The organism is Marinococcus halophilus, from assembly GCF_900166605.1.
Classification (GTDB): domain Bacteria; phylum Bacillota; class Bacilli; order Bacillales; family Marinococcaceae; genus Marinococcus; species Marinococcus halophilus.
This window is the reverse complement of record NZ_FVZD01000006.1, coordinates 1,926,589-1,948,906: the sequence shown is the minus strand read 5'-3', so window position 1 is coordinate 1,948,906 and position 22,318 is coordinate 1,926,589. Positions and strand designations below refer to the sequence as shown.

The 22,318-nt window shown below is 46.7% G+C and carries 24 protein-coding genes; 16 read left to right on the top strand and 8 right to left on the bottom strand.

The annotated features are described in order from the left end of the window. Window positions 1–93: 93 nt before the first annotated feature. Genes mnhG through B5066_RS15930 form a run of 7 tightly spaced genes read right to left on the bottom strand, consistent with a single transcriptional unit; the run spans window position 94 to window position 5,869 of the window. Complete coding sequence (gene mnhG, locus B5066_RS15960; RefSeq protein WP_179124156.1) at window positions 94–477, bottom strand: monovalent cation/H(+) antiporter subunit G; 384 nt, start codon at window positions 475–477, stop codon at window positions 94–96. After that, on the bottom strand, window positions 461–748 hold the full coding sequence (locus B5066_RS15955; RefSeq protein WP_179124138.1) for a Na(+)/H(+) antiporter subunit F1: 288 nt from the start codon (window positions 746–748) through the stop codon (window positions 461–463). The genes mnhG and B5066_RS15955 overlap by 17 nt, the downstream gene beginning before the upstream one ends. Then, window positions 745–1,224 (bottom strand): Na+/H+ antiporter subunit E, encoded by a 480-nt coding sequence (locus tag B5066_RS15950; protein WP_079476879.1) that lies wholly within the window; start codon window positions 1,222–1,224, stop codon window positions 745–747. The genes B5066_RS15955 and B5066_RS15950 overlap by 4 nt, the downstream gene beginning before the upstream one ends. Further along, complete coding sequence (locus B5066_RS15945; protein ID WP_079476878.1) at window positions 1,224–2,711, bottom strand: Na+/H+ antiporter subunit D; 1,488 nt, start codon at window positions 2,709–2,711, stop codon at window positions 1,224–1,226. The genes B5066_RS15950 and B5066_RS15945 overlap by 1 nt, the downstream gene beginning before the upstream one ends. After that, window positions 2,704–3,045: a Na(+)/H(+) antiporter subunit C gene (locus tag B5066_RS15940; RefSeq protein ID WP_079476877.1), complete on the bottom strand. Its 342-nt coding sequence runs from the start codon at window positions 3,043–3,045 to the stop codon at window positions 2,704–2,706. The genes B5066_RS15945 and B5066_RS15940 overlap by 8 nt, the downstream gene beginning before the upstream one ends. Next, window positions 3,045–3,467 carry a Na(+)/H(+) antiporter subunit B gene (locus B5066_RS15935; protein WP_079476876.1) on the bottom strand — a complete coding sequence of 141 codons (423 nt, stop codon included), beginning with the start codon at window positions 3,465–3,467 and terminating at the stop codon, window positions 3,045–3,047. The genes B5066_RS15940 and B5066_RS15935 overlap by 1 nt, the downstream gene beginning before the upstream one ends. Further along, on the bottom strand, window positions 3,464–5,869 hold the full coding sequence (locus B5066_RS15930) for a Na+/H+ antiporter subunit A (RefSeq protein WP_079476875.1): 2,406 nt from the start codon (window positions 5,867–5,869) through the stop codon (window positions 3,464–3,466). The genes B5066_RS15935 and B5066_RS15930 overlap by 4 nt, the downstream gene beginning before the upstream one ends. Window positions 5,870–6,218: 349 nt before the next feature. Between B5066_RS15930 and B5066_RS15925 the strand changes: the two genes are divergently transcribed. The 12 genes from B5066_RS15925 (at window position 6,219) to holA (ending at window position 16,945) form a co-directional block, all read left to right on the top strand. Further along, entirely contained in the window at window positions 6,219–6,743 is a 525-nt protein-coding gene (locus tag B5066_RS15925) for a YqeG family HAD IIIA-type phosphatase (protein WP_079476874.1), read from the top strand. Then, complete coding sequence (gene yqeH / locus B5066_RS15920; RefSeq protein WP_079476873.1) at window positions 6,740–7,843, top strand: ribosome biogenesis GTPase YqeH; 1,104 nt, start codon at window positions 6,740–6,742, stop codon at window positions 7,841–7,843. Before B5066_RS15925 ends, yqeH begins: the two co-directional genes overlap by 4 nt. Then, window positions 7,844–8,698 carry a shikimate dehydrogenase gene (aroE, locus tag B5066_RS15915; protein ID WP_079476872.1) on the top strand — a complete coding sequence of 285 codons (855 nt, stop codon included), beginning with the start codon at window positions 7,844–7,846 and terminating at the stop codon, window positions 8,696–8,698. Beyond that, window positions 8,688–8,981 carry a ribosome assembly RNA-binding protein YhbY gene (gene yhbY, locus B5066_RS15910; protein WP_079476871.1) on the top strand — a complete coding sequence of 98 codons (294 nt, stop codon included), beginning with the start codon at window positions 8,688–8,690 and terminating at the stop codon, window positions 8,979–8,981. The genes aroE and yhbY overlap by 11 nt, the downstream gene beginning before the upstream one ends. 15 nt (window positions 8,982–8,996) lie before the next feature. Then, the gene (locus tag B5066_RS15905) at window positions 8,997–9,572 is read left to right on the top strand and encodes a nicotinate-nucleotide adenylyltransferase (protein ID WP_079476870.1); all 576 of its coding nucleotides are present in this window, start codon (window positions 8,997–8,999) and stop codon (window positions 9,570–9,572) included. Beyond that, on the top strand, window positions 9,559–10,122 hold the full coding sequence (gene yqeK / locus B5066_RS15900) for a bis(5'-nucleosyl)-tetraphosphatase (symmetrical) YqeK (RefSeq protein ID WP_079476869.1): 564 nt from the start codon (window positions 9,559–9,561) through the stop codon (window positions 10,120–10,122). Before B5066_RS15905 ends, yqeK begins: the two co-directional genes overlap by 14 nt. Before the next feature lie 13 nt (window positions 10,123–10,135). Then, the gene (gene rsfS / locus B5066_RS15895; protein WP_079476868.1) at window positions 10,136–10,492 is read left to right on the top strand and encodes a ribosome silencing factor; all 357 of its coding nucleotides are present in this window, start codon (window positions 10,136–10,138) and stop codon (window positions 10,490–10,492) included. Window positions 10,493–10,559: 67 nt separating this feature from the next. Beyond that, on the top strand, window positions 10,560–11,318 hold the full coding sequence (locus B5066_RS15890) for a class I SAM-dependent DNA methyltransferase (RefSeq protein ID WP_244897378.1): 759 nt from the start codon (window positions 10,560–10,562) through the stop codon (window positions 11,316–11,318). A 119-nt stretch (window positions 11,319–11,437) separates the two neighbouring features. Further along, entirely contained in the window at window positions 11,438–12,058 is a 621-nt protein-coding gene (locus B5066_RS15885; RefSeq protein ID WP_244897393.1) for a helix-hairpin-helix domain-containing protein, read from the top strand. Between the two features lie 72 nt (window positions 12,059–12,130). Continuing rightward, window positions 12,131–13,420 (top strand): homocysteine synthase, encoded by a 1,290-nt coding sequence (locus B5066_RS15880; protein WP_079476866.1) that lies wholly within the window; start codon window positions 12,131–12,133, stop codon window positions 13,418–13,420. A gap of 117 nt (window positions 13,421–13,537) precedes the next feature. Then, entirely contained in the window at window positions 13,538–15,835 is a 2,298-nt protein-coding gene (locus B5066_RS15875; RefSeq protein ID WP_079476865.1) for a DNA internalization-related competence protein ComEC/Rec2, read from the top strand. 90 nt (window positions 15,836–15,925) lie between these two features. Further along, a complete protein-coding gene (gene holA, locus B5066_RS15870) occupies window positions 15,926–16,945 on the top strand; it encodes a DNA polymerase III subunit delta (RefSeq protein ID WP_179124136.1) in 1,020 nt (339 codons plus the stop codon). Between the two features lie 31 nt (window positions 16,946–16,976). Here the strand turns inward: holA and rpsT are convergent, their stop codons facing one another. Further along, complete coding sequence (gene rpsT, locus B5066_RS15865; protein ID WP_022794935.1) at window positions 16,977–17,243, bottom strand: 30S ribosomal protein S20; 267 nt, start codon at window positions 17,241–17,243, stop codon at window positions 16,977–16,979. Between the two features lie 233 nt (window positions 17,244–17,476). Here rpsT and lepA point away from each other — a divergent pair, with 233 nt between their 5' ends. From lepA to grpE, 4 genes are all read left to right on the top strand, one after another. After that, on the top strand, window positions 17,477–19,300 hold the full coding sequence (gene lepA / locus B5066_RS15860; protein WP_079476863.1) for a translation elongation factor 4: 1,824 nt from the start codon (window positions 17,477–17,479) through the stop codon (window positions 19,298–19,300). 58 nt (window positions 19,301–19,358) lie between these two features. Beyond that, the gene (gene hemW, locus B5066_RS15855) at window positions 19,359–20,501 is read left to right on the top strand and encodes a radical SAM family heme chaperone HemW (protein ID WP_079476862.1); all 1,143 of its coding nucleotides are present in this window, start codon (window positions 19,359–19,361) and stop codon (window positions 20,499–20,501) included. Between the two features lie 79 nt (window positions 20,502–20,580). Beyond that, complete coding sequence (hrcA, locus tag B5066_RS15850; protein WP_079476861.1) at window positions 20,581–21,615, top strand: heat-inducible transcriptional repressor HrcA; 1,035 nt, start codon at window positions 20,581–20,583, stop codon at window positions 21,613–21,615. A gap of 78 nt (window positions 21,616–21,693) precedes the next feature. Then, window positions 21,694–22,290, top strand: a complete 597-nt coding sequence (gene grpE / locus B5066_RS15845; RefSeq protein ID WP_079476860.1) for a nucleotide exchange factor GrpE — start codon at window positions 21,694–21,696, stop codon at window positions 22,288–22,290. The last annotated feature ends 28 nt before the right edge of the window (window positions 22,291–22,318 follow it).

Sequence of the window (22,318 nt, the reverse complement as noted above, 5' to 3'; positions counted from 1 at the left end):
ATCATAACAAGGGTTTGATTAGAATTCCAGTATTTATGATAAAAAGATTGAATAGCAAAAAAACTGGACCAGATGAACGGCCCAGCTTTTTTACTATTTGTCACTATTGGTATTTTTTTCGCTGTAGGAACGGCTCTCTGACCTGGATTTTTTAAGAGCGTCCTGCGAACTCCCTTCTGCGAGTGGCACACCAGAATTGTATGCAGCTCTTGCAATCAGGTGACCCCCTACAGGAGCTGTCACAAACACAAACACCAACGTCAGAGTAAAGCGGAGACTGAACTCCTGGGTGTGTACCATGAAAAACATAAAAGCACCAAGTACAACACAAAGGACCCCCAGCGTAGCTGCCTTGGTAGCGGCGTGTGAGCGCGTGAATATATCCGGCAGGCGTGCCAGGCCAATAGCGCTTATCACGCTGAAGGCCGCTCCAACAAGAACAAGCAGCGCTACAACCCAGTCAACGATCGCGATCATGCTCAATGACAACACCCTTTTCGATATATTTAGCAAAAGCAACAGTACCAATAAAGGCCAGGATCGCAAGCAGCAGCATAACTTCGATAAATGCGTTTGTATTTAAGATGATACAAAACAAGGCAATTAAGCTGATTAATTGAATGCCAATCACGTCAAGTGCAATGACACGATCCGGCATCGAAGGTCCTTTGAATATTCGGTACAGCGTGATTAAAATAGACAGGGTCACAAGAACGGCTGCCGTGATATAAATTATATTTAATATCATTGTCTGCTGACCTCCCTAATTGCTTTTTCGAATGAATCACGGATTTCCTCTTCTGTGGCTTCTACGCTCTGAAGATCCATAGCATGAATAAATAAAGAGCGGTTATCCGGTGCTACTTCTACCACCAAGGTCCCCGGCGTCAGCGTGATCAAAAGGGAGAGCAAAGTCACTTCCCATTCGCTCTCAAGCGTCGTTTCCATTTCGAAGATACCGGGCCTGATATTTAAGCGGGGGCTGAGGATCTGCCGGGCTACTGAGAAACTTGAAAGAACTAATTCTTTAAAAAAGATAAGAACAAGTACTAGCGAAGCGTAGATTCGGTGAAAATACAACCTTTCCCGAAAAAAACCTCTCACAAAATACAGCACGAGAAGACCGAGAAAAAAGCCGCTGATGAAGGATGCAAAGGACCAGGCATTATTAATAACCATCCAAAGCAGAGCCATAACCAGATTAATCATAATCTGAAAAGCCATTATGCTTCCCCCCCTAACACGGCCTCAATATAAGCTTGAGGATTGATGAGTGTTTGTGCTGCGCTTTCTACAAAAGGATACATAACTTCTGCTCCGATCCCCATAAATACAGACAGTGCTACAAGAAATACAATTGGAGGCATCTGTGCTTTTATGCTGCCATGTTGTTCAGCGTGGGTGAGCTTCGGTTCTCCGAGGAAGCCCTGGAGAAAAATACGTATTACCGAAAACAGCACGAGCAGGCTTGCGATCATCATAACTGCTACGACGATATAATGCCCGGCTTCGGCTCCGCCTACAACCAACATTAGCTTTCCGGGAAATCCACCAAGAGGTGGGACGCCGGCAAGGGCAAGAGCGGAAATGAAAAACATCCATGTAAGGAGCGGGTGGTGCTTAATAATTCCTCCCATACCTGAGAGCTTGCTGGTGCCGGCTGCTGTGATCAGTGCTCCGATGATTAAGAACAGAGCGGCTTTGATGACAATGTCGTGCAGCAGATAGTAAATGGCTCCGACAAACGCATCGCTGTTCAGCGAGGCAACGCCAAACAGGATAAACCCAACAGCCACAATTACGTTGTACACTAAGATCAGTTTTACATCCCTGTAAGCAATGGCGCCGATAACACCAATGATCATTGTGACGGCGGAAAGAACCAGAAGAATAGTGTGAGTTACAGCCGTATCTTCATTAAAAATAATAGAGTAGGTTCTAAAAATGCTGTAGATACCAACTTTAGTTAAAAGAGCAGCAAAAATTGCCCCGATGGCTGTCGGCGGTACAGAATAGGAGCCTGGCAGCCAGAAGTACAGGGGGAACAGGGCCCCCTTTAGGCCAAAAACGATTAGAAACAGGATAGCGATAACCGTAATTATTGGTTCAGCACCGGCTTCGCTGACCCGCTGGCTGAGCTGTGCCATATTCAGGGTCCCCGTGACAGCATACAAATAAGCTACGCCAATAACGAAAAAAGCGGAAGAAACAACGTTCACGATAACGTAGTTAAAAGATTCTTTCAGCTGCGTTTTTGTACTGCCATGGCCGATTAAAGCGTAAGAAGCTAAAAGAAGCACTTCAAAACAGACGAACAGATTAAAAATATCTCCCGTAAGGAAAGCTCCGGATACTCCGGCGATCAAGAATTGTATAAAAGAATAGTAGTAATATTTTTCCCGGCCCACTCCGATAGTACTAAAGGAAAAATAGATAATAGGCAGTGTTACCAACGAAGTGGTCGTAGTTAAAAGCACAGCTAAGGAATCACCTACAAGCACAATGCCAAACGGTGCTTCCCAGCCGCCAAGTTCAAGAGTCATAATGCCGTTTGCTAATATGTACGTAAGCAAGAAGACATTAACGCCGATTAAAATCAAACTTGTAATAAATGCCCAAATACGCTGGGCAGTGACACGCTTTGGAAAAAATAGCGCCACGATTCCTGCGATGAGTGGGATAAGCACCGGAAGGATCAGCCAATTACTCATCAGTATCAGTTCCTCTCAGTTGGTCAGTCTCAGCTGCCCCGGTTACTTTGTACGTGCGGTAGCCCAGCACAAGAATAAACGAAGTTACTCCGAAGCTGATAACGATCGCAGTTAGTATCAATGCCTGGGGCAGTGGGTCTACGTAAGTGTCAGCATTCAGGCCAAGCAACGGAGGTGCTCCTGTTTTCAGCCCTGCCATGGTTAAAAGCAGCAAGTGGGCGCCGTGGCTTAAAACCGAGCTGCCGATGATGATGCGGATTAAGTTTTTTGTCAGTATCAAATACAAACCGACAGTAAATAAGAAGCCGGCAAGGATAGACATAATTATTTCCACTATTTATCCTCTCCGATCGTTTGAATAATAGTCATAGTTGCTCCTACCACGGTCAAATAGACGCCCAGGTCGAAAGCGAGGGTAGTTGTCAGCTCTAATTCACCCAGTACAGGAAAATGGAAATAGCCGAACGTTTGCGAAAGGAACGGTGTCGAAAAGAAAAATGACCCTACGCCGGTGCCCACCCCAAAAACAAGACCAATGGCTATCATGGTTTTATAATCAATCGGCATGGCCCGGCGAATCGTATCCATATCAAAGGCCAGGAGCAGAAGAACTAAAGCAGCGCTTGTCATCAATCCTCCGGCAAAGCCGCCTCCAGGCTCCTGGTGGCCGTTGAAGAAAATATAGATAGCAAATAGAAAAATCAGAAATGAAATGAATTTCGTTACTGTCTGCAGAATCACGTCATTGTACTTCATTTATTTTCGCCTCCTGCCAGCCTTAATTTAATTAGGGAATAGACCCCGAGAGAGGCGATGCCTAACACGAGAATTTCAAGCAGGGTATCAAATCCGCGGAAATCTACGAGAATCACGTTTACGACGTTGTTTCCGCCTGCTTCTTTATAGCTGTTTTCCAAAAAGTAATCCGAAATGGCAGGAAACAGCCTGGTGCCGCTCGCAGAAAGCCCGATCAGGGTAACGGTGAGTCCCACTGCCACAGAAATAACCAGGTTGGCAGCGTGGAACTTCGTTTCTTTTAAAGCGTCGAAAATCTGCGGGAAATGATAGAAACAGAGCAAAAACAGTGTTACTGAGACTGTTTCAATCGTCAACTGGGTCAGCGCCAGATCGGGCGCCCGGAACAGCACGAAAAATAACGCTACCGTATAGCCAAGCACACCAAGGGAAATCACTGCTTTTAATCGTGAACGAGTGAACATCAGAATGAGAGAAGACCCTACCAGCACAAGCGAGAGAACGGCCTCATAAGGAGTTACCGGCACCATATTCGCAGTGTCGATGGCAAAAGCTCCTGTACCAAAAAGCGAGAAAAGAAGCAATACTACGGTGAAAGAAAAAATGTAAATGAAATAATCTCTCACAAGCCCCGTCATGTGCCAGGATATAACAGTGTATGAAGTACGTTCAATTCCTTCCAAAAAACGATTATAGGTCTGATTAAACAGGCGGTTGTCCGGGAAGACAGCGTATATGCTGCTCCACTTCTGCAATACGAGAAAAATAATCGTCCCCAGCAGCACCACGCCGATGGTCATAAACAATTCAGGAGAAAAGCCGTGCCAAAAATAGATGTCCACCCCAAAAGAACCTGTCTGGGCAAGTTCCGGCATGATAGAAGCCATGGCTGGTTCAATGATGGCCGGTACAAGCGTATTCGGGAAAAAGCCGAAGACTACAACGAGCGCCACGAGAATCAAAGGAGCTAAAAGCATACCGAATGGAGCTTCGTGCGGTTTGGCAGGAAGCTTCTCTTCCTGGAGTTTCCCGGTGAATGTCCGGAAAACGAGTATCATACAGTAAACAAAGGTAAAGATACTGGCAGTCCATGCAACAATCGGAAGCAACAGGCCAATGGAGCCCATGCCATACTGGGAAAAATGTGTGATTTCCACCATCGACATAAAAAACATTTCTTTACTCAAAAAGCCGTTGAACGGAGGCAGGCCAGCCATGGAAAAGCCGCCGATTACTGCGATGGTAAAAGAAATAGGCATCAAGGTCATGAGTCCGCCAAGCCGCCGGATGTCCCGTGTACCCGTTTCGTGGTCGATGATACCTGCCATCATAAATAGGCTTCCTTTGTACGTGGCATGATTGATCAAATGAAAAATAGCAGCTGCCACAGCAACGGTATAGGCATTGTTATCAACACTGTCATAGTGAAGAGCTGCAGCTCCGGCGCCGAGCATCGATAAGATCATTCCCAGCTGGCTGACAGTGGAATAAGCGAGAATACCCTTTAAATCAGTCTGCCGTATCGCAGAAAGCGATCCCCATATAAGAGTCAGGAGACCGAAGCCGGTAACAAGCCAGAACCAGTAAGCACTGACTGCAAACAACGGTGTGAGGCGGGCTACTAAATAAATCCCCGCCTTAACCATCGTAGCGGAGTGCAAATAGGCACTTACCGGTGTTGGAGCCTCCATGGCATCAGGCAGCCAAATGTGAAATGGGAACTGGGCGGACTTTGTAAACGCCCCGAGCAGAATTAAAAGCATGGCGGGTAAGAACAACGGGCTGGCCGCAAGCTGGTCAGAAGCATCCAAAATCCCGCGAATGCTGTAAGTACCGGTTACGGAGGCAATCAGCACAAAGCCGACCAATAAAGCAAATCCTCCTATAAAGGTAATGAGCAGTGATTTCAACGCTCCATAACGGGACTTTTCCTTCGTGTACCAATACGAAATCAGCAAAAAGGAAGAAATGCTCGTAATTTCCCAGAACGTATATAAAACGATTAAATTATCTGACAATGTAAGGCCGAGCATGGCTCCCATAAATAGCATTAAATATGTATAAAAGTTATTTAACTGCTCTTTATGCTTATTCAGATAATAAATGGAATACAGAACCACGAGCGCTCCTATGCCTGTAATAAGCAGAGCAAATAAAAGACCGAGTCCGTCTACGTAGGCAACGTAATTAATGCCTAACGAGGGGATCCATTCAAATGTCTTTATGACTGACCCTGTACCGGATACGTCAGGGAGATAAGTCAGGAAATAACTGAAAAGCACAATAGGAACAATAAGTACGAACCATCCTGTATGTATACGCGGGATGAATTTATACAGTAAAGGCACCAGCACAGCGGCCAGAAACGGTGCGATGATGGCAAGGTGTAAAATAGTAAACATGATGAACCTCCTTGTTGGTTTCGGTCGCCACTGAATTCTTTTCACATTATAGCGTATATCTAAACGCCTTGCATTAGAAGCGAATTCCGGAAAAGACCTTTGTTTTTAACAAATATATATGAAGAGAAGGGGAAGTGTTCACAATTTTGTTCGATATTTTGTCACAAGCCTAAAGGAAATTGAAAAAAAAGCCTCTGACGGTTATACTAGCTGTTTGTACGGCTTATGAGGAAAGCATGCCGAATCGATACGATATTTGGACACGGTTTTGTTAAAATAGAAGCAGCGGACGAATTTGTAATACAATGGCAGGAGTGAGAACACGAAAACCTGCGCGAAGGGGGACGGGATGTTGATTAAACGATTTATGCCAAATGAATATCTGCCAAGTGTTCTGGATCTCGACTTAGAACACCTGCGTGAAAATAACATTAAAGGCATTATTACTGACTTAGACAATACTCTTGTAGAATGGGACCGGCCGGATATAACAACGGAGCTTGACGATTGGTTTTTCTTTTTGCGGGAGCAGGGGTTCCAGGTGACAATTGTATCCAACAATTCAGAGCACCGCGTCCGGTCATTTTCAGAACCTAATGGTATCCATTTTATTCACTCAGCTAAAAAGCCAATGGGACGGGCGTTTCGTAAAGCGACCAGGCGAATGGGGCTGAAAAAGCATGAAGTCGTTGTAGTCGGTGACCAGGTGCTGACAGATGTGTTCGGCGGAAACCGGGCCGGATTTTATACTGTATTAGTCGTACCAGTGGCCCAAAGCGATGGTTTCCTGACAAAAATCAACAGGAAAGTAGAACGCCGGGTAATGAAACGGTTAAAAGATAGAGGATTAATTCAATGGGAGGACCAACAATGACCGAAGAGCTGCATTGCGCCGGATGCGGGGCGCCTATTCAAAATGAGGATAAAAATAAAGCGGGGTACGTCCCAACATCAGCGCTAGTAGACAGAGCGACAGTGATCTGCCAGCGTTGTTTTCGTTTGAAGCATTATAATGAAGTCCAGGACGTGGATATGGAAGATCAGGATTTCCGTAATAAATTGCACGAGCTTGGTAACAAGCAAGCACTTATTGTGAAAATTGTTGATGTGTTTGATTTTGAGGGCAGCTGGATCCCGGGATTTCAAAGGTATATCGGAAACAATCCAGTGCTGCTCATGGTCAACAAAACAGATCTGCTGCCGCATTCCGTAAATGAAAACAGGCTCCTTCACTGGATTCGCCGCCAGGCAAAGGAACAGGGGTTAAAGCCGAAGGATGTCGTTTTGCTGAGCGCTAAAAATAAACAGGGAATCAGGGAAGCTGCCTCACGCCTTGAAGAATTAAGGAAAGGCAGAGATGTGTATGTCACAGGATGTACGAACGTTGGTAAGTCCACCTTTATTAACGCCTTGATTGCCGAATTTGGTGAAAACGAAGAACAAGACATTACTACCTCTCATTTTCCCGGCACAACGCTTGATATGATTGAAATTCCTTTAGATGACCAGACAAGCCTGTATGATACGCCGGGGCTTATTAATGATAAGCAGTTTGGGCGTAAAAGAAGTCTTCAGGAACGGAAGGAATTTATCCCGGAGAAAGAATTAAAGCCAAAGGTCTACCAGCTTGAAAGCGGACAGACGATATTTATCGGCGGTTACGTGCGCATGGACTTTGTTGAAGGAGACTCTAATTCATTTGTTGTGTTTATGTCCAACCGCCTTCCGGTCCACCGCACGAAACAGGAGAACGCTGACCGTCTTCATCCGGACAGAGTCGGAGATGTATTGAAGCCGCCGTACCGGGTGGAGGAGGCACCGGAATTAACGAAACACCGTATAGAAATTAAAGAAGAAAAAACAGATATTGTCGTACAGGGACTCGGATGGATTACAGTGACGAAGCCTCACGCTTCGGTGGATATTTACGTGCCGGTCGGTACAGGGGTATCAAAGCGGGAGGCGGTGATTTAAATGCCGAAGACGCTGCTTGGCTTAATCGGCCATCCGCTTGGCCATTCGCTCTCTCCGCAAATGCACAATGAGCAATTTAGACGGCTTGGACTGGATGGATACTATCATTTGTTTGATACACCGACAGAAGAACTGCAGGAAAGCGTACAGGCGCTCCGACAGCTCGGGACTGCAGGCTTTAACATTACTATTCCTTACAAAGTCAGCGTGATGGCCTATATTGACAGGGTCGATTCGTCGGCCGAACGGATTGGTGCAGTGAACACGGTCGTAAGGGAAAACGAAGAGCTTGTCGGATATAATACAGACGGGGAGGGGTACCTGGAATCTTTACTGGCCGTACGTTCATTGGAACAAATAAAAAATGCAAATATCCTGGTGATCGGAGCAGGCGGGGCGGCACGCGCGGTGTGCTATGCGCTAAGTCTCCGGCGTCCTAACAACATTATTCTCGTGAACCGGACGCAGGAAAAGGCAGAACAGCTGAAAAGCCACCTTGAGGATATAGCGTCCATCGAAGTGGTGCCGAAAGAAGAAGCAGAAAGCAGGAATTCTGAATACGATATATTGATTAATACGACTTCAATTGGGATGAGTCCTGAGACGGACCGGTCTCCGTGGCCTTTAAAAAATGTCAAAACTTCTGCGCTATGCAGTGATCTTATTTACAACCCGTGGGAAACCAGATGGCTGAAGGAAGCCCGGAAGGCTGGCCTTGACACCTTGAACGGAAGTGGAATGTTTGTTAACCAGGGAGCACTTGCATTTAAATATTGGACGGGTCAGGAACCGGACCGTAAAGCGATGCACTCCCTCGTCGAAAACCATCTAAAAGGAGAACATAATGCTGAATAATAAACAAAAACGTGCCCTGCGCAGAGAAGCGCACTCATTAAAGCCGCTTTTCCAAATTGGAAAAGAAGGCATGAACGAGCAGATTATTACTCATGTAGATGAAGCTATTGAAAAAAGAGAAATTTTAAAAGTGAATCTGCTGCAGAACTGTATGGAAGATAAACATGAAGTGGCGGCTGAGCTTGCCGAAGGCACAGGTTCAGAAGTAGTACAGGTGATCGGGAGCACGATCGTGTTGTACCGGAGATCGAAAGACAATCCTGGGATTGAACTTCCAAAGTAAACAAGGAGACCTGCTATGAGTGAACGTATAGGCCTGTTTGGAGGCACATTTGACCCACCGCATTTAGCTCATCTAATTATGGCAGAAGAGGCAAAGAACGCACTGGATTTGGATGAAGTCTGGTTTATACCAGTGCATACGCCCCCGCATAAACAGAGAGAAAATATGATTTCCGGGGAAGAACGTCTGGCGCTTGTGGAAGCAGCGATTAAAGATAACCCGGGTTTTCGGACTTCTTCCGTGGAGCTTGAGCGTGGCGGCGCTTCGTATACAATTGATACCGTGCGGTACTTTAGGCAGCAGGCACCGGAAACAGATTTTTTCTTTTTAATCGGCGGTGACATGGCAGATCAGATGGATAAATGGAAAGATATTGAAGAACTGCGCGGCCTGGTCGAATTTATATTTGTGAACCGTCCGGGTTACAACGCCCACAAGCCTTCATGGCTGAAGCAGGTGGAGGCTCCTACAATGCACGTTTCTTCTTCGATGATACGCCGCCGGCTCTGGGACGGAGAAACCGTTCGTTATATTGTGCCGGATAATGTATTAAAAGAGATTGAGAGGAAAAAGCTGTATGGACAAAAGTAAAGCTCTTCAAATCGTCAAAGAACAATTGACAGAGAATAGGTACAAGCATACACTCGGTGTGCGTGAGACCGCGCTATATTTGGCAAAACGCTTTAATATCGATTATAATAAAGTTGAGATAGCAGCTATTTTGCATGACTATGCTAAATACCGGCCGGTCGAAGAAATGCGCGAACTGCTCCGGGGGAAAGAAGAAGCCGCGAGGTTTATTGCTTACGGAGATGAACTGCTTCACGCTCCTGCCGGTGCTTATTTCATTCAAACAGAAGCAGGTGTTGCCGATGGTGATATTGTTTCTTCTATTTATTGGCACACCACTGGAAAGCCTAATATGACTGCCTATGAAAAGGTGCTTTTTTTAGCAGATTATATAGAACCAAACCGGACATTTCCCGGAGTGGAAGAGGTCCGGGAGACAGCAGAAAAAGATATAGATGCTGCTATCGTGATGGCTCTTGGCAATACGATTCAGTTTTTAATTTCAAAAAATGTTCCTGTATTTCCAGAGACGCTTGCTGCCTATAACGATCTGGTGATGGAACGTAAATAATGGAGGTCTGTAGATGAACGAAAAGGAACTGCTTGAATTAGCGGTACAAACTGCTGACAGCAAAAATGCACATGATATCGTGGCAATGGATATGAGAGGCATCTCGCCGGTCGCAGACTATTTTGTGATTGGACACGGCACATCCGAAAAGCAGGTACAGGCGATTGCGACAGAGTTAAAAAAAGCTGCGCATAAGCAGGGCCTTGATGTACAGAGGCTTGAAGGCTACAACGAAGCCAAGTGGGTGTTGATCGATCTCGGAGACGTGGTCGTCCACATTTTTCATGAAGATGAACGAAATTACTACAACCTCGAAAAACTATGGGGAGATGCCGCATATGTAGAGCTTGAAACGGTGCTCTCCCAGTAATAATGCATGCCTGAAAGGCCTGATTTTTCAGGCCTTTTTCTAATTTAACCGAAAGGGGGAACTCGGGATGGATGATTCAATGTACAATGGCTTTGCCGAAGTATATGACCGGCTGATGGCTGACGCCCCGTATCAAGCCTGGAAGGATGCTGTAATACAGGAAACACCAGGCAAAAGCGTCAAAATGCTCGAGCTTGGATGCGGAACCGGAGAGATTATGAAACATCTGTATGGGGAAGGCTTCCGGGTGGATGGTATGGATCTTTCTGCCGACATGCTTGCAGTAGCTGCACAGAAATGGGGTTTATCAGATGAAAAGCCTGTATTGTTTCATCAGGACATGAGGGTTCTGGAGGCACCTGATACGTATCAGTTCATTTATTGTTTTTGTGATTCCCTGAACTATTTAACGGCGCCGGAAGATGTTAAAAATACCTTTGCTGGGGTGTACAGCCATCTTGAAGCGGAAGGAGTTTTTATGTTTGATGTTCATTCCATTCACTACATAGAAGACATACTGGCTGAAGTTTCTTTTGCAGACAATGATGAGGAAATTTCTTTTATTTGGGATGTGTATCCATCAGAGCAAAACTGGGAAGTTGAGCATGAACTGACGATTTTTTCAAAAAATATAGACGGCACCTATAACCGCTACGATGAAGACCACGTGCAGCGGACGTTTGCTATTAATGAATACAAGGAGTGGCTGGAAGAAGCCGGTTTTTCAAATATTCGCATTACGGCAGATTTCACAGCTGATTTTCCAAACGAACAAAGCGAGCGCATATTTTTTGTAGCTAAAAAACAGACAAATGGTGTAAAATAATGTAATATATAGAAATTGCCCCCTCTTATACTGGGAGCGCCTGCTCCCTTCACCCCTTCCCTGATTTTTTCTTACCCATTGAGCAAACAAAATAGAATTTGGAGTTGATGCTGTCCTTGATGACCCGTTGGAAATTAATTGCAGTCAGCGCCGGCGGTGCCGTGTGTTTTGGAATTATGTTTCTACTATTCTGGAGTGGTCTGCCCCGCGAACAGTCAGCAACGCAGGAGCCTGTGCCGTGGGAGAGTCATTCTGAAGAAATAAACCAGGAGGAAATGTCCGCGGGCGCTTCTGTTGAAAAAGAGGAAGAGCCGGAAAAAAAGGTTCAGGTGGATGTAAAAGGAGAAGTGAAGGCTCCTGGTGTTTATGTGCTTCAGGCAGACGAAAGAGTCAAGGAAGCGGTTCAAAAGGCTGGTGGGGCGACAGACAATGCGGATATGCTTCAGGTGAACCTGGCAGAAAAAATAGAGGACGAGATGGTTATTCACATTCCCGGTGAAGGAGAGGAGCCTCTTAATGCGCCGCCTGAAGAAAGCAGTGCAGATACGGCAATGGTGAATGTGAACGAAGCGGAGCAGACGGATTTAGAGACCATACCAGGAATAGGCCCGGCAAAAGCCGCAGCTATTTTAAGCTATCGTGAGGAAAATGGCTCCTTTGAAACGATTGAGGATTTATCCAACGTCAGCGGAATAGGGGAAAAAACGGTGGAGCAGCTCCAAGATTACATTTCTCTCTAATATTTACTTTTCGAAATAGTCTGATAAAGTTAAGAAAGGTATATTAATAATTTGAAAGAAAGGAGCTTTACCGTGGAAGAACATAAAGACTGGAAACTCGAGACGCTTTCCGTACATGCCGGCCAGACTCCCGATCCGGCTACCAATGCAAGAGCAGTACCTATTTATCAAACCACTTCCTATGAATTCAATGATACCGATCATGCTGCAAACTTATTCGGCCTTCAGGAGTTCGGGAATATTTATACCCGTATCATGAACCCGACCTCTGACGTGTTTGAAAAGCGAATGGCTGCTCTGGACGGCGGTATTGGAGCGCTTGCAACTGCAAGCGGCAGTTCTGCCATTCATATTGCCGTTTTAAATATCTGCAGCGCGGGAGATGAAATTGTTGCTTCAAGCGGCTTGTACGGCGGTACGTACAACATGTTTATGCATACGCTCCCGAAGATGGGCATTCATGTGCATTTAGTGGAGGGGACGGATCCAAAAGCATACGAAGAAAAGATAAATGAAAATACAAAATTAATATTCAGCGAAATTATAGGAAATCCTAATGGCAATGTGCTCGATATTGAAGAGGTGGCAGCAGTGGCGCACGATAACGGCCTGCCGTTAGTCGTGGATGCTACCACAGTTACGCCAGTTTTATGCCGGCCCATTGATTACGGAGCAGACATCGTGGTGCATTCTGCTACAAAATTTATCGGAGGCCATGGCACGACTATTGGCGGAGTGATTGTCGACAGTGGAAAGTTCAACTGGGAGAACGGTAAATTTCCCGGTCTGACAGAACCGGATCCGAGCTATCACGGCGTCGTATTTACTGAAGCAGCCGGGGAGATGGCTTATATTTTAAAAGCGCGGGTACAGCTGCTGCGTGATTTAGGGCCCGCTATTTCACCAATGAACTCTTTTTTGCTTCTCCAGGGGCTTGAAACGCTTCACCTGCGAATGGAACGTCATTGCGAAAATGCCGAAAATGCAGCGGCGTTTTTAGAGCAGCATGAGCTGGTGGACTGGGTGAACTACCCAGGGCTTTCTTCGCATGATACGTACGCTACAGCGGAAAAATACTTGCCTAAAGGAAAGGGGGCCATTCTAACCTTTGGTATAAAAGGCGGCCTCGCTGAAGGAAAAAAATTCATTGAAGCGTGCAATTTGCACTCGCACGTAGCGAATGTCGGAGACGCCAAGTCTTTAGTTATTCATCCGGCGAGTACAACGCACCAGCAGCTTTCTGAAGAAGACCAGCGCGCAGCAGGTGTATCTTCAGACCTTATCCGGCTCTCGGTCGGAATAGAGCATATCGACGACATTCTCCGCGATTTAGAAAAAGCTCTCCACGAAAGCCAGAAATAAACCTCGAACGCTAAAGCCTGCCTCCACGGGCAGGCCCTTTCTTTTTCTTTTCCCGACGTACTATTTAACAATTATGGGGAGGTGGATGCAATCCCCGTTCTTTGGATACTTATATCTATGACAGCCCCGGCCGCGATGGTACTCCGCGGAGACTTATGGGCGTGGGGGGCCATTTGGCTGTGCTTCGGCGCCGGATGGATAATTGTCAGGCGCTTTTGGATGCTTGCTGCCGGAGCAGCGTTGATGTTGATTTTTGCTGGCAGCTCCCTGTACTGGACTGCGCATAATGATTCGGCTTTAGACGGCACAGAAACAAAAATCACGGGTACCGTGTCATCGCCGCTGACGTATGACGGCGGGAGGGCCCGGTTTGATCTGCGCACGGATCAAGAGGAACATATACCGGTTACGTGGTGGTTTGAGACGGAAGAAGAAATGCAGCAAAGCAAACGACTGCTTCCCGGAGACCGTTGCCAGTGGGCCGGGGAGCTGCGTAAACCGGGGACAGCTGGCAATCCAGGGGCCTTCAGCTATAAGACCTACCTGTATTGGAACAAGATACACTGGCTGTTTACGGTGGAAAACGGCCAGGAGATAAAATGTTTTAACCAATCCACGGGAGTGGTGGACACGCTGCAGCGGCTGAGGGCCCAGCAGGTACAGCGGATGGATAATTTTTTTCCGGAACAGGCTGGCGGATTGGCAGCTTCACTGCTGTTTGGAGAACGTGCTTCAATGACCGGAGAGGTTGAAGAAGCTTATCGCTCGCTCGGTCTCATTCATGTGCTTGTAGTGTCCGGCATGCACGTCGCTATCGTAAGCGGGGCTGCATTTTTTCTTTTGAAACGAATTGGCATGACAAAGGAACATTCCTATACTATTGTACTTTGCCTTCTGCCTGTGTACGCTGTTTTGACCGGAGGGGCTCCATCAGTGCTTCGTGCATCGATTGCTGCGGGGATTTTCATTGCCTGGCAGAAATGGGGGCCGCCCGGTCAGCGTTTGGATCCGGCGGTGATTCTTCTGGCTGTCATGGGAGCTATGCTTTTCTTTAACCCAGGCTATCTTTTTCATATTGGGTTTCAACTTTCCTTTTTATTGAGCGGGCATCTACTTTTATGCCGGAAAAAGATGGCGGCCGTGGGCAAGTGGACGAATATGGCATGGGTCGCTGGTTCTTCAATGCTTGTTTCTCTCCCGATTGTATTATGGAACTTTTACCAATTCTCCCTCTGGAATGTAATGATTAATTTTCTATTCACCCCGGTTCTTCTACTTCTTGTTCTCCCATTTTTATTTTTAAATTATCTTCTCTCGTTTTTCCTTGCCTCTCCTCCTGAAGTATTTTCCATAATGTTCTCAGGTATCGAATGGATGCACGCCCTTTTTATTTATTTGTCCGGCATGTCTTGGTCTACAGTACTTCTAGGAAAACCGGGAGCTGTTTTTACTATCGTATATGCAGCAGGCTGCACAGTGTTTGTAGCTGCTTGGAATAGGGGGATGCGAAGACAAGCACTATATCTGTCAGCAGCAGCCATGCTTGCCGCTGTTGGCTGGCAGTGGGTGGCTCCTTATACAGACAGCCGGGGGACAGTGACTTATCTTGATGTCGGACAGGGAGACAGCACAGTTATAGAGCTTCCCTACCGGCGCGGAGTGGTTGTGGTTGATGGAGGCGGCCGGGTTAGTTTTAATGAGGTGGAGTGGGAGCAGCAGGAAAAGCCATTTGACCCTGGTGAAGCAGTGGTCGCTGAATATCTAAAATACCGGGGTATCCGGCATTTGGATACAGTAGTAGCAACGCACGGGGATGCTGACCATGTGAACGGCCTGAAATATTTGATGGAGCATGTGCCGACGGGGGAACTATGGTATGGCAGAAGCACTCACTACGAACCTGAAGAGCTGGAGCTTTTAGCAGAATTTGACGAGCATACTGACATCAGGCTGGTTGAAGGCGGGGAAACGTACCAGATCGGAGGCACGTCCTTCTATGTGTTGCATCCCCGCGGGGAATGGAAAGACAAAAACGACCGTTCTGTGGTGTTGTATTTTGAGCTTGGCGAAAAAAGGTGGCTGTTGACAGGAGACGTTTCCGCCGAACAGGAAAAACGGATGATACAGAATTATCCCGGCCTCCGGGCTGATATTTTAAAAACTGGCCATCATGGCAGCAGCACCTCCACGTCCCGGGATTTTGTGGAAGCGTTGGAGCCGGAGCACGCGGTCATATCGGCTGGCTACTGCAACCGTTTTGGACACCCGCATCCTGAGCCGCTCGAGATACTTGAAAGGGCAGGGATAAATATATGGCGTACTGATCTTCAAGGAGCCGTCCAGTTTACTGTTTTCCCCAGGGAAGAGCCAGGCATACATACGGTGCGTAAAGAAATGCTTCCGGCGTGCAAGTAACTCAGAGTTTCTCATAGGAAAGAAAAAGAAAATACGATAAAATAGAAAAAGAATACGTTCGGAAAGTGTGAGCAGATGGATTATATAACGATGGAAAAAAAGGTACAGCAGGAGGAAGTGCAGCCGTTTTACCTTTTGCAGGGCGAAGAAAGCTATATGATTCAGGATATTCAGCAGAAAATTATCGGTAAAGCGCTGGCAGAAGGAGAGAAAGAATTTAACCTGTCCACGTTTGATATGCGTGAAACGCCAATCGAAATTGCTGTAGAAGAGGCGGAAACCCTCCCTTTTTTCGGGGAGCGGAGAGTGATTGTGCTGAAAAACTGTTATTTTTTAACGGGGGCAAGAGAAAAAGAGAAGGTAGAGCATAAAATCGAAGCGCTTGAGACCTATGCCAGGCAGCCAAACCCGACTACCGTGTTAATACTGTCCGCGCCCTATGAAAAGCTTGACGCCAGAAAGAAAGTAGTTAAAGAAATAAAAAAACAGGCGGTGGTGCTCGAAGCAGCAGCCGCCGGCGAAGAGACAATGAAAAAATGGATGCAGCAGTTTAACCAGGCCCACCAGCTTGTGATGAGCCGGGAAGTTATGGACCGTTTCATTGCTCTTGCCGGCAAAGACCTTTTGATGCTTGCCGAAGAGGCGAAAAAGCTGCAGCTCTATACCGGCAGCGGGGAAGTAACGATGGAGACAGTAGATAAATTGGTTCCGCGATCGCTTGAGGACAATGTGTTTGAACTGGTGGATGCTGTAGTCAAGGGCCAGGCAAAAACAATGCTGCGTATATATTACGACCTGCTCAAGCAGGGAGAAGAGCCGATTAAAATTCTGGCGCTGCTTGCCAGGCAGATCCGTATCATTTATCACGTAAAAAACCTGAAGCAGCAGGGCTATTCGCGAAAACGCATGGCTGGGTCGATTAAAATCCATCCGTACGCGGTGCAGCTGGCTGAAAAGCCGGCGGCAGCATTTTCCCACGCGTACCTTCAGGAGGCCATGAAGCTGCTGAGTGCCACAGATTACCAGATGAAAGCAGGAAAAATGGATAAGCAGCTCGCACTGGAACTCTGTTTTATGAAGCTTGTTTCAGGGCAGAAAATTGGACAATAAAAAAACGACTCGGGCCCGAGTCGTTTTATCCTTATTGTGCTACTGCGCTTAGGCGCTTGTGCATTCTGGATTTAGCGCGGTTGGCCGCGTTTTTGTGAATCATGTTTTTGCTCGCTGCTTTGTCTACTTTCTTCATCGCGAGCGCGTAAGAATTCTTCGCAGCATCAATGTTGTTTGCATCGATGTTTTTGTCGAATTCTTTAATAGCCGAACGCATGGAAGAACGGAAAGCCTGCTGCTTCACACGTTGATTTTCGTTAATAATCACGCGCTTTTTTGCGGATTTAATATTTGCCATGGTGGTCACCTCCTTTAGTTACCGGTCATTTCTTTTATCAGCACAAAAGGATTCTATCAAAAATCACGACTAAGCGCAAGATTCAGCAGCAAAGAGTTAAATGGAGGAAATTTTCAGAATTAAAGCGAAGTGAACGCGAACGTTGAAGGAAAGGCGGGGCATTGCTATAATAGACGTTAGTCTCTGCGAACGGAACGCACGGCAAAGTAGTAATAACAGGAGTGATCGAATCAATGAAAGAGCATGAAAAACTTGAGCGCCAGAAGCGCATTCGTAACTTTTCGATCATCGCCCATATTGATCACGGGAAATCGACGCTTGCTGACCGGATTTTAGAATCGACCAGCGCGTTGACCCAGCGTGAAATGAAGGCCCAGATGCTGGATGCGATGGATTTAGAAAGAGAACGCGGTATTACGATTAAACTTAATTCTGTACAGCTGAAATATACACATACAGATGGAGTGGAATACATTTTTCACCTTATCGATACGCCGGGACACGTCGACTTTTCCTATGAAGTGTCGCGGAGCCTGGCAGCCTGTGAAGGGGCTCTTTTAATAGTAGACGCCGCCCAGGGCATTGAAGCCCAGACGCTTGCCAACGTGTACCTGGCCCTCGATAACGATCTGGAAATTCTGCCTGTTATCAATAAAGTGGACCTGCCGAGCGCCGAACCTGACCGGGTGAAACAGGAAGTGGAAGACGTTATCGGCCTGGACGCTTCGGAGGCAGTGCTTGCCTCGGCAAAGGATGGACTCGGAACAGAAGAAATTTTAAAGCAGATCGTGGAAAAAGTCCCGCCTCCGCAGGGAGACCCCTCGGCTCCGCTGCAGGGTATGATTTTTGACTCCGTCTATGATACGTATCGCGGGGTTATTGCCTATATCCGGATTAAAGAAGGAACGGTCAAGCCTGGGGAAAAAATCCGGATGATGCAGACGGGAAAAGAATTCGAAGTTTCGGATGTCGGGGTTTTTAATCCTAAACCTGTATCCTGCGATGAACTGACAGTGGGAGACGTTGGATTTTTGATTGCCGGCATCAAAAACGTCGGTGATTCGAGGGTGGGCGATACAATTACAAACGCCCACAACCCGGCTGCAGAACCTCTTCCGGGATACAAACGCATGAATCCGATGGTTTTCTGCGGCCTGTTCCCGACAGATGCAAGCAAATATAACGCCCTCCGGGACGCGCTCGAACGGCTCGAGCTTAACGACAGCTCGCTGCAGTTTGAAGCAGAAACGTCCCAGGCGCTAGGATTCGGTTTCCGCTGCGGGTTTCTTGGCCTGCTGCACATGGAAATTATTCAGGAGCGCATCGAGCGCGAATATAATATCGAACTGATTACTACCGCCCCGAGCGTCATTTATCACGTGCAGATGGTGGACGGGGAAATGAAGGAAATTGACAATCCTTCCAATATGCCCGAAGCCCAGCAGGTGGAATGGGTGGAAGAACCGTTTGTGAAAGCGACTGTCATGGTACCAAATGATTACGTGGGCGCCGTCATGGAGCTTTGCCAGGCCAAACGCGGAGAATTTAAAGATATGCAGTATATGGATGATACGCGTGTAAATATCGTTTACGATCTTCCGTTAACCGAAATTGTTTATGATTTTTTCGATCAGCTGAAATCGCAGACGAAAGGATATGCTTCGTTTGATTATGAATTTATCGGCTTTAAAGAGAGCAATCTCGTGAAAATGGATATATTGTTAAACGGCGAAAATGTCGATGCACTGTCTGTTATTGTTCACCGGGAGGCAGCCTACGAACGCGGAAAAGCTATCGTTGAAAAATTAAAGGATTTAATTCCGCGCCAACAGTTTGAAGTGCCGGTGCAGGCGACGATTGGAAAAAGCGTCATTGCCCGTTCAACGATCAAAGCCATGAGGAAAAACGTTTTGTCGAAATGTTATGGCGGCGACATTACGCGGAAGCGCAAACTGCTTGAAAAGCAGAAGGAAGGTAAAAAACGCATGAAAAGCGTTGGAAAAGTAGATGTTCCGCAGGAAGCATTTATGTCTGTATTAAAGATGGATAAAGACTAAGCAAAGCGGCTGCCTTCCGGGCGGCCTTTGCTTTTTCTATAAATAAGGAGAGAAAAACGTGGCCAAAGGATTGTACGTCCACATCCCTTTTTGCGAATACATTTGTTATTACTGTGATTTTAATAAATTTCTCATTAACAATCAGCCGGTGGATGAATATTTAGAAGCGCTGGACCAGGAGCTTGCTTCTTATAAGATGGATCAGCTGCAGACGGTCTATATCGGCGGGGGTACACCGACTGCACTTTCAGTCGAACAGGTGGAGAAGCTGATGCAGATTGTGAGCCGGCACGTTCCGGTGTCCCAGTTGAAAGAGTACACGGTGGAAGTGAATCCAGGAGATGTTGGGGAAGAGAAGCTGTCACTGCTAAAGGCAGGTAAAGTCGACCGGTTGAGCATTGGTGTCCAGACGTTCCATGACACCCAGCTAAACAAGATTGGCCGGGGGCATTCAGCGGAAGAAGCGAAAGAAACGGTCCAGGCCGCCAGAAAGTCCGGATTTGATAACATTTCTATTGATTTAATGTTCGGGCTGCCGGGACAGACAATGAAGGACTGGGAAGAAACGCTTGATGAAGCGATGGCGCTTGCCCCCCCGCACGTATCGGCTTACTCTCTGAAAATTGAAAAGCAGACCCGGTTTTATAACTGGTGGAGGGAAGGGAAGATCGCACCGCTTCCGGAAGAAGAGGAAGCGGACATGTATGAACTGCTCGTGGATCGCCTTGAGAATTATGGGCTGCAGGCTTATGAAATCAGCAATTTTGCGCGTGCGGGGCACAGCAGCCGCCACAACCGGATATACTGGCAGAATGAAGAGTACATTGGGGCTGGGGCCGGGGCTCATGGATATATTAATGGCGTGCGCTATGCTAACGTTAAACCGCTGAACCACTATATCCAGGCAGTACAGGAAAAAGGCAATCCAATCCAGTCAACGCATCCAGTGACGAGAAAAGAGCAGATCGAAGAAGAAATGTTTCTCGGGCTTCGTCTATACGAGGGTGTGTCTACGGAACGTTTTTATCAGAAATACGGCCGCACAGTCGAAAATATATATCCGGAAAGCATTCAGGAAGCAAAGCAGAAAGGATGGCTGGCAGAAGCAGGCGGCTATCTGTTTTTAACGGAAGAAGGAAAACTGCTCGGCAATGAAGTGTTTACGTTATTTTTGTTGGACGAGGAGCCCGAAAATAATTGACAAAGCAAAAATCCTTTGATAGCTTATAAAATAGATTTAGCACTCGGGTAAAACGAGTGCTAACAGAGGAGAATGTGTAATGCTTACCGATCGACAATTACTCATTTTGCAATCGATCATTGAAGATTATATTCAATCGGCTGAGCCTGTGGGTTCAAGAAGCATCTCCAAAAAAAACAGCATTACGTTCAGTCCGGCCACTATCCGTAACGATATGGCGGATTTGGAGGAGCTCGGTTTTTTAGAAAAAACCCACAGCTCGTCCGGACGCATTCCTTCCCAAAAAGCTTACCGGCTCTATGTGGACCGCCTGCTGCTTCCGTACCGGTTCAGTGAGCCTGAAATGAATAATATTCAATCACTTTTTGCTGGTAAAATACTCGAAGCTGAAGAAGCAGTGAAGGAAACAGCGGGGATATTGTCTGAGCTGACGAGCTATGCCTCTATTGTGCTTGGCCCGGAGATGTTTGAATCCAGGCTCAGGCAGATTCAGATTGTTCCGATCGGAAAAGCAGCTGCTGTTGCTGTCATCGTAACGGATACAGGCTATGTGGAAAACCACACGGTAGCTCTTCCCCCCTCTCTCGAAGCAGGAGAGCTCGAACAAATTACGAATATTTTAAACGAACGCCTGCGGGGCATTCCGCTTTATCAGCTGCAGCGGGCGTTGTTCTCTGAAGTAAGGGACCTTCTGAAAAAGTATGTGCTTAACTATGAAGCAGCTCTTTCATTTACAGAAGAAGCTCTTCGCAAGTCAAGGCATGAAAAAATCTTTTACGGAGGAAAGACCAACCTGCTTAACCAGCCGGAATTTAAAGACGTGGACCGTGTGCGGGCGCTGCTTGAATTAATGGAGGAAGAGCATTTGATCCATGAGCTCTTAAAGCCAACCATGAATGGAATGACAATTAGGATCGGCCAGGAAAATACGAATGAAGCGTTTGAACACTGCAGTATTATTTCTGCCACCTATTCTCTTGCCGGGAAGCCGGTCGGAACCATTGGCATTGTAGGGCCGACAAGGATGGAATACCAAAAAGTCATAACCCTTATCAACCATCTTTCCTACGGACTGTCAAATGTGTTGGATGACTTGTACCGGAGAGACTCTTAATGATAGTATTTGTTATTGGTTGATGAACTTAATAAAGAGCCGGATAAAATGTAGCTCTGAACGATAGCAACAGCATTTATGGAGGTGGCGCAGGTGAGCGAAAAGAACAAACAGCAGGAACAAGAAAAAAATGAACAAGAAACACCGAATGAAGAAGTAACAGAAGAAGATGTTGAAATCATCGAACCTGAAGATGTTGAGGAAGATGAACTGGAAGAAGAAACAGGGTCGCGTGAAGCGGAACTCGAAAAAGAAGTAGAGGAATGGAAAAACCGTGCTCTTCGCGCGCAGGCCGATCTAGAAAACGTGCGCCGCAGAGCAAAAGCGGAAAAAGAAGAGGACGCCAAATACCGGGTTCAGCCTCTTGCAGAGGAGCTTCTGCCGGTAATGGATAACTTCGAAAGAGCGATGCAGACCCAGCCGGATAATGAAAGTACCCAGTCATTTATTGACGGCATGGCTATGGTTTACAATCAATTCCGGACCGCGCTTGAACAGCAGGGAGTAGAAGAAATCCCGGCACAGGGCGAATACTTTGACCCAACCATTCACCAGGCTGTCATGCAGGCTGACGAAGAAGGGTTTGAGTCTAATCAGATTGTGGAAGAAATGCAGAAGGGATACAGACTGAAAGATCGTGTACTGCGCCCTTCAATGGTAAAAGTGAACAACTAATAATTCATATATAGAGTACTGTATAGGA

Coding starts and splice junctions, on each gene's coding strand:
- mnhG (WP_179124156.1), bottom strand. CDS start 477: ATGATCGCGATCGTTGACTGGGTTGTAGCGCTGCTTGTTCTTGTTGGA.
- B5066_RS15955 (WP_179124138.1), bottom strand. CDS start 748: ATGATATTAAATATAATTTATATCACGGCAGCCGTTCTTGTGACCCTG.
- B5066_RS15950 (WP_079476879.1), bottom strand. CDS start 1,224: ATGGCTTTTCAGATTATGATTAATCTGGTTATGGCTCTGCTTTGGATG.
- B5066_RS15945 (WP_079476878.1), bottom strand. CDS start 2,711: ATGAGTAATTGGCTGATCCTTCCGGTGCTTATCCCACTCATCGCAGGA.
- B5066_RS15935 (WP_079476876.1), bottom strand. CDS start 3,467: ATGAAGTACAATGACGTGATTCTGCAGACAGTAACGAAATTCATTTCA.
- B5066_RS15930 (WP_079476875.1), bottom strand. CDS start 5,869: ATGTTTACTATTTTACACCTTGCCATCATCGCACCGTTTCTGGCCGCT.
- B5066_RS15925 (WP_079476874.1), top strand. CDS start 6,219: ATGTTGATTAAACGATTTATGCCAAATGAATATCTGCCAAGTGTTCTG.
- yqeH (WP_079476873.1), top strand. CDS start 6,740: ATGACCGAAGAGCTGCATTGCGCCGGATGCGGGGCGCCTATTCAAAAT.
- aroE (WP_079476872.1), top strand. CDS start 7,844: ATGCCGAAGACGCTGCTTGGCTTAATCGGCCATCCGCTTGGCCATTCG.
- yhbY (WP_079476871.1), top strand. CDS start 8,688: ATGCTGAATAATAAACAAAAACGTGCCCTGCGCAGAGAAGCGCACTCA.
- B5066_RS15905 (WP_079476870.1), top strand. CDS start 8,997: ATGAGTGAACGTATAGGCCTGTTTGGAGGCACATTTGACCCACCGCAT.
- yqeK (WP_079476869.1), top strand. CDS start 9,559: ATGGACAAAAGTAAAGCTCTTCAAATCGTCAAAGAACAATTGACAGAG.
- rsfS (WP_079476868.1), top strand. CDS start 10,136: ATGAACGAAAAGGAACTGCTTGAATTAGCGGTACAAACTGCTGACAGC.
- B5066_RS15890 (WP_244897378.1), top strand. CDS start 10,560: ATGGATGATTCAATGTACAATGGCTTTGCCGAAGTATATGACCGGCTG.
- B5066_RS15885 (WP_244897393.1), top strand. CDS start 11,438: ATGACCCGTTGGAAATTAATTGCAGTCAGCGCCGGCGGTGCCGTGTGT.
- B5066_RS15875 (WP_079476865.1), top strand. CDS start 13,538: ATGACAGCCCCGGCCGCGATGGTACTCCGCGGAGACTTATGGGCGTGG.
- holA (WP_179124136.1), top strand. CDS start 15,926: ATGGAAAAAAAGGTACAGCAGGAGGAAGTGCAGCCGTTTTACCTTTTG.
- rpsT (WP_022794935.1), bottom strand. CDS start 17,243: ATGGCAAATATTAAATCCGCAAAAAAGCGCGTGATTATTAACGAAAAT.
- lepA (WP_079476863.1), top strand. CDS start 17,477: ATGAAAGAGCATGAAAAACTTGAGCGCCAGAAGCGCATTCGTAACTTT.
- hrcA (WP_079476861.1), top strand. CDS start 20,581: ATGCTTACCGATCGACAATTACTCATTTTGCAATCGATCATTGAAGAT.
- grpE (WP_079476860.1), top strand. CDS start 21,694: ATGGAGGTGGCGCAGGTGAGCGAAAAGAACAAACAGCAGGAACAAGAA.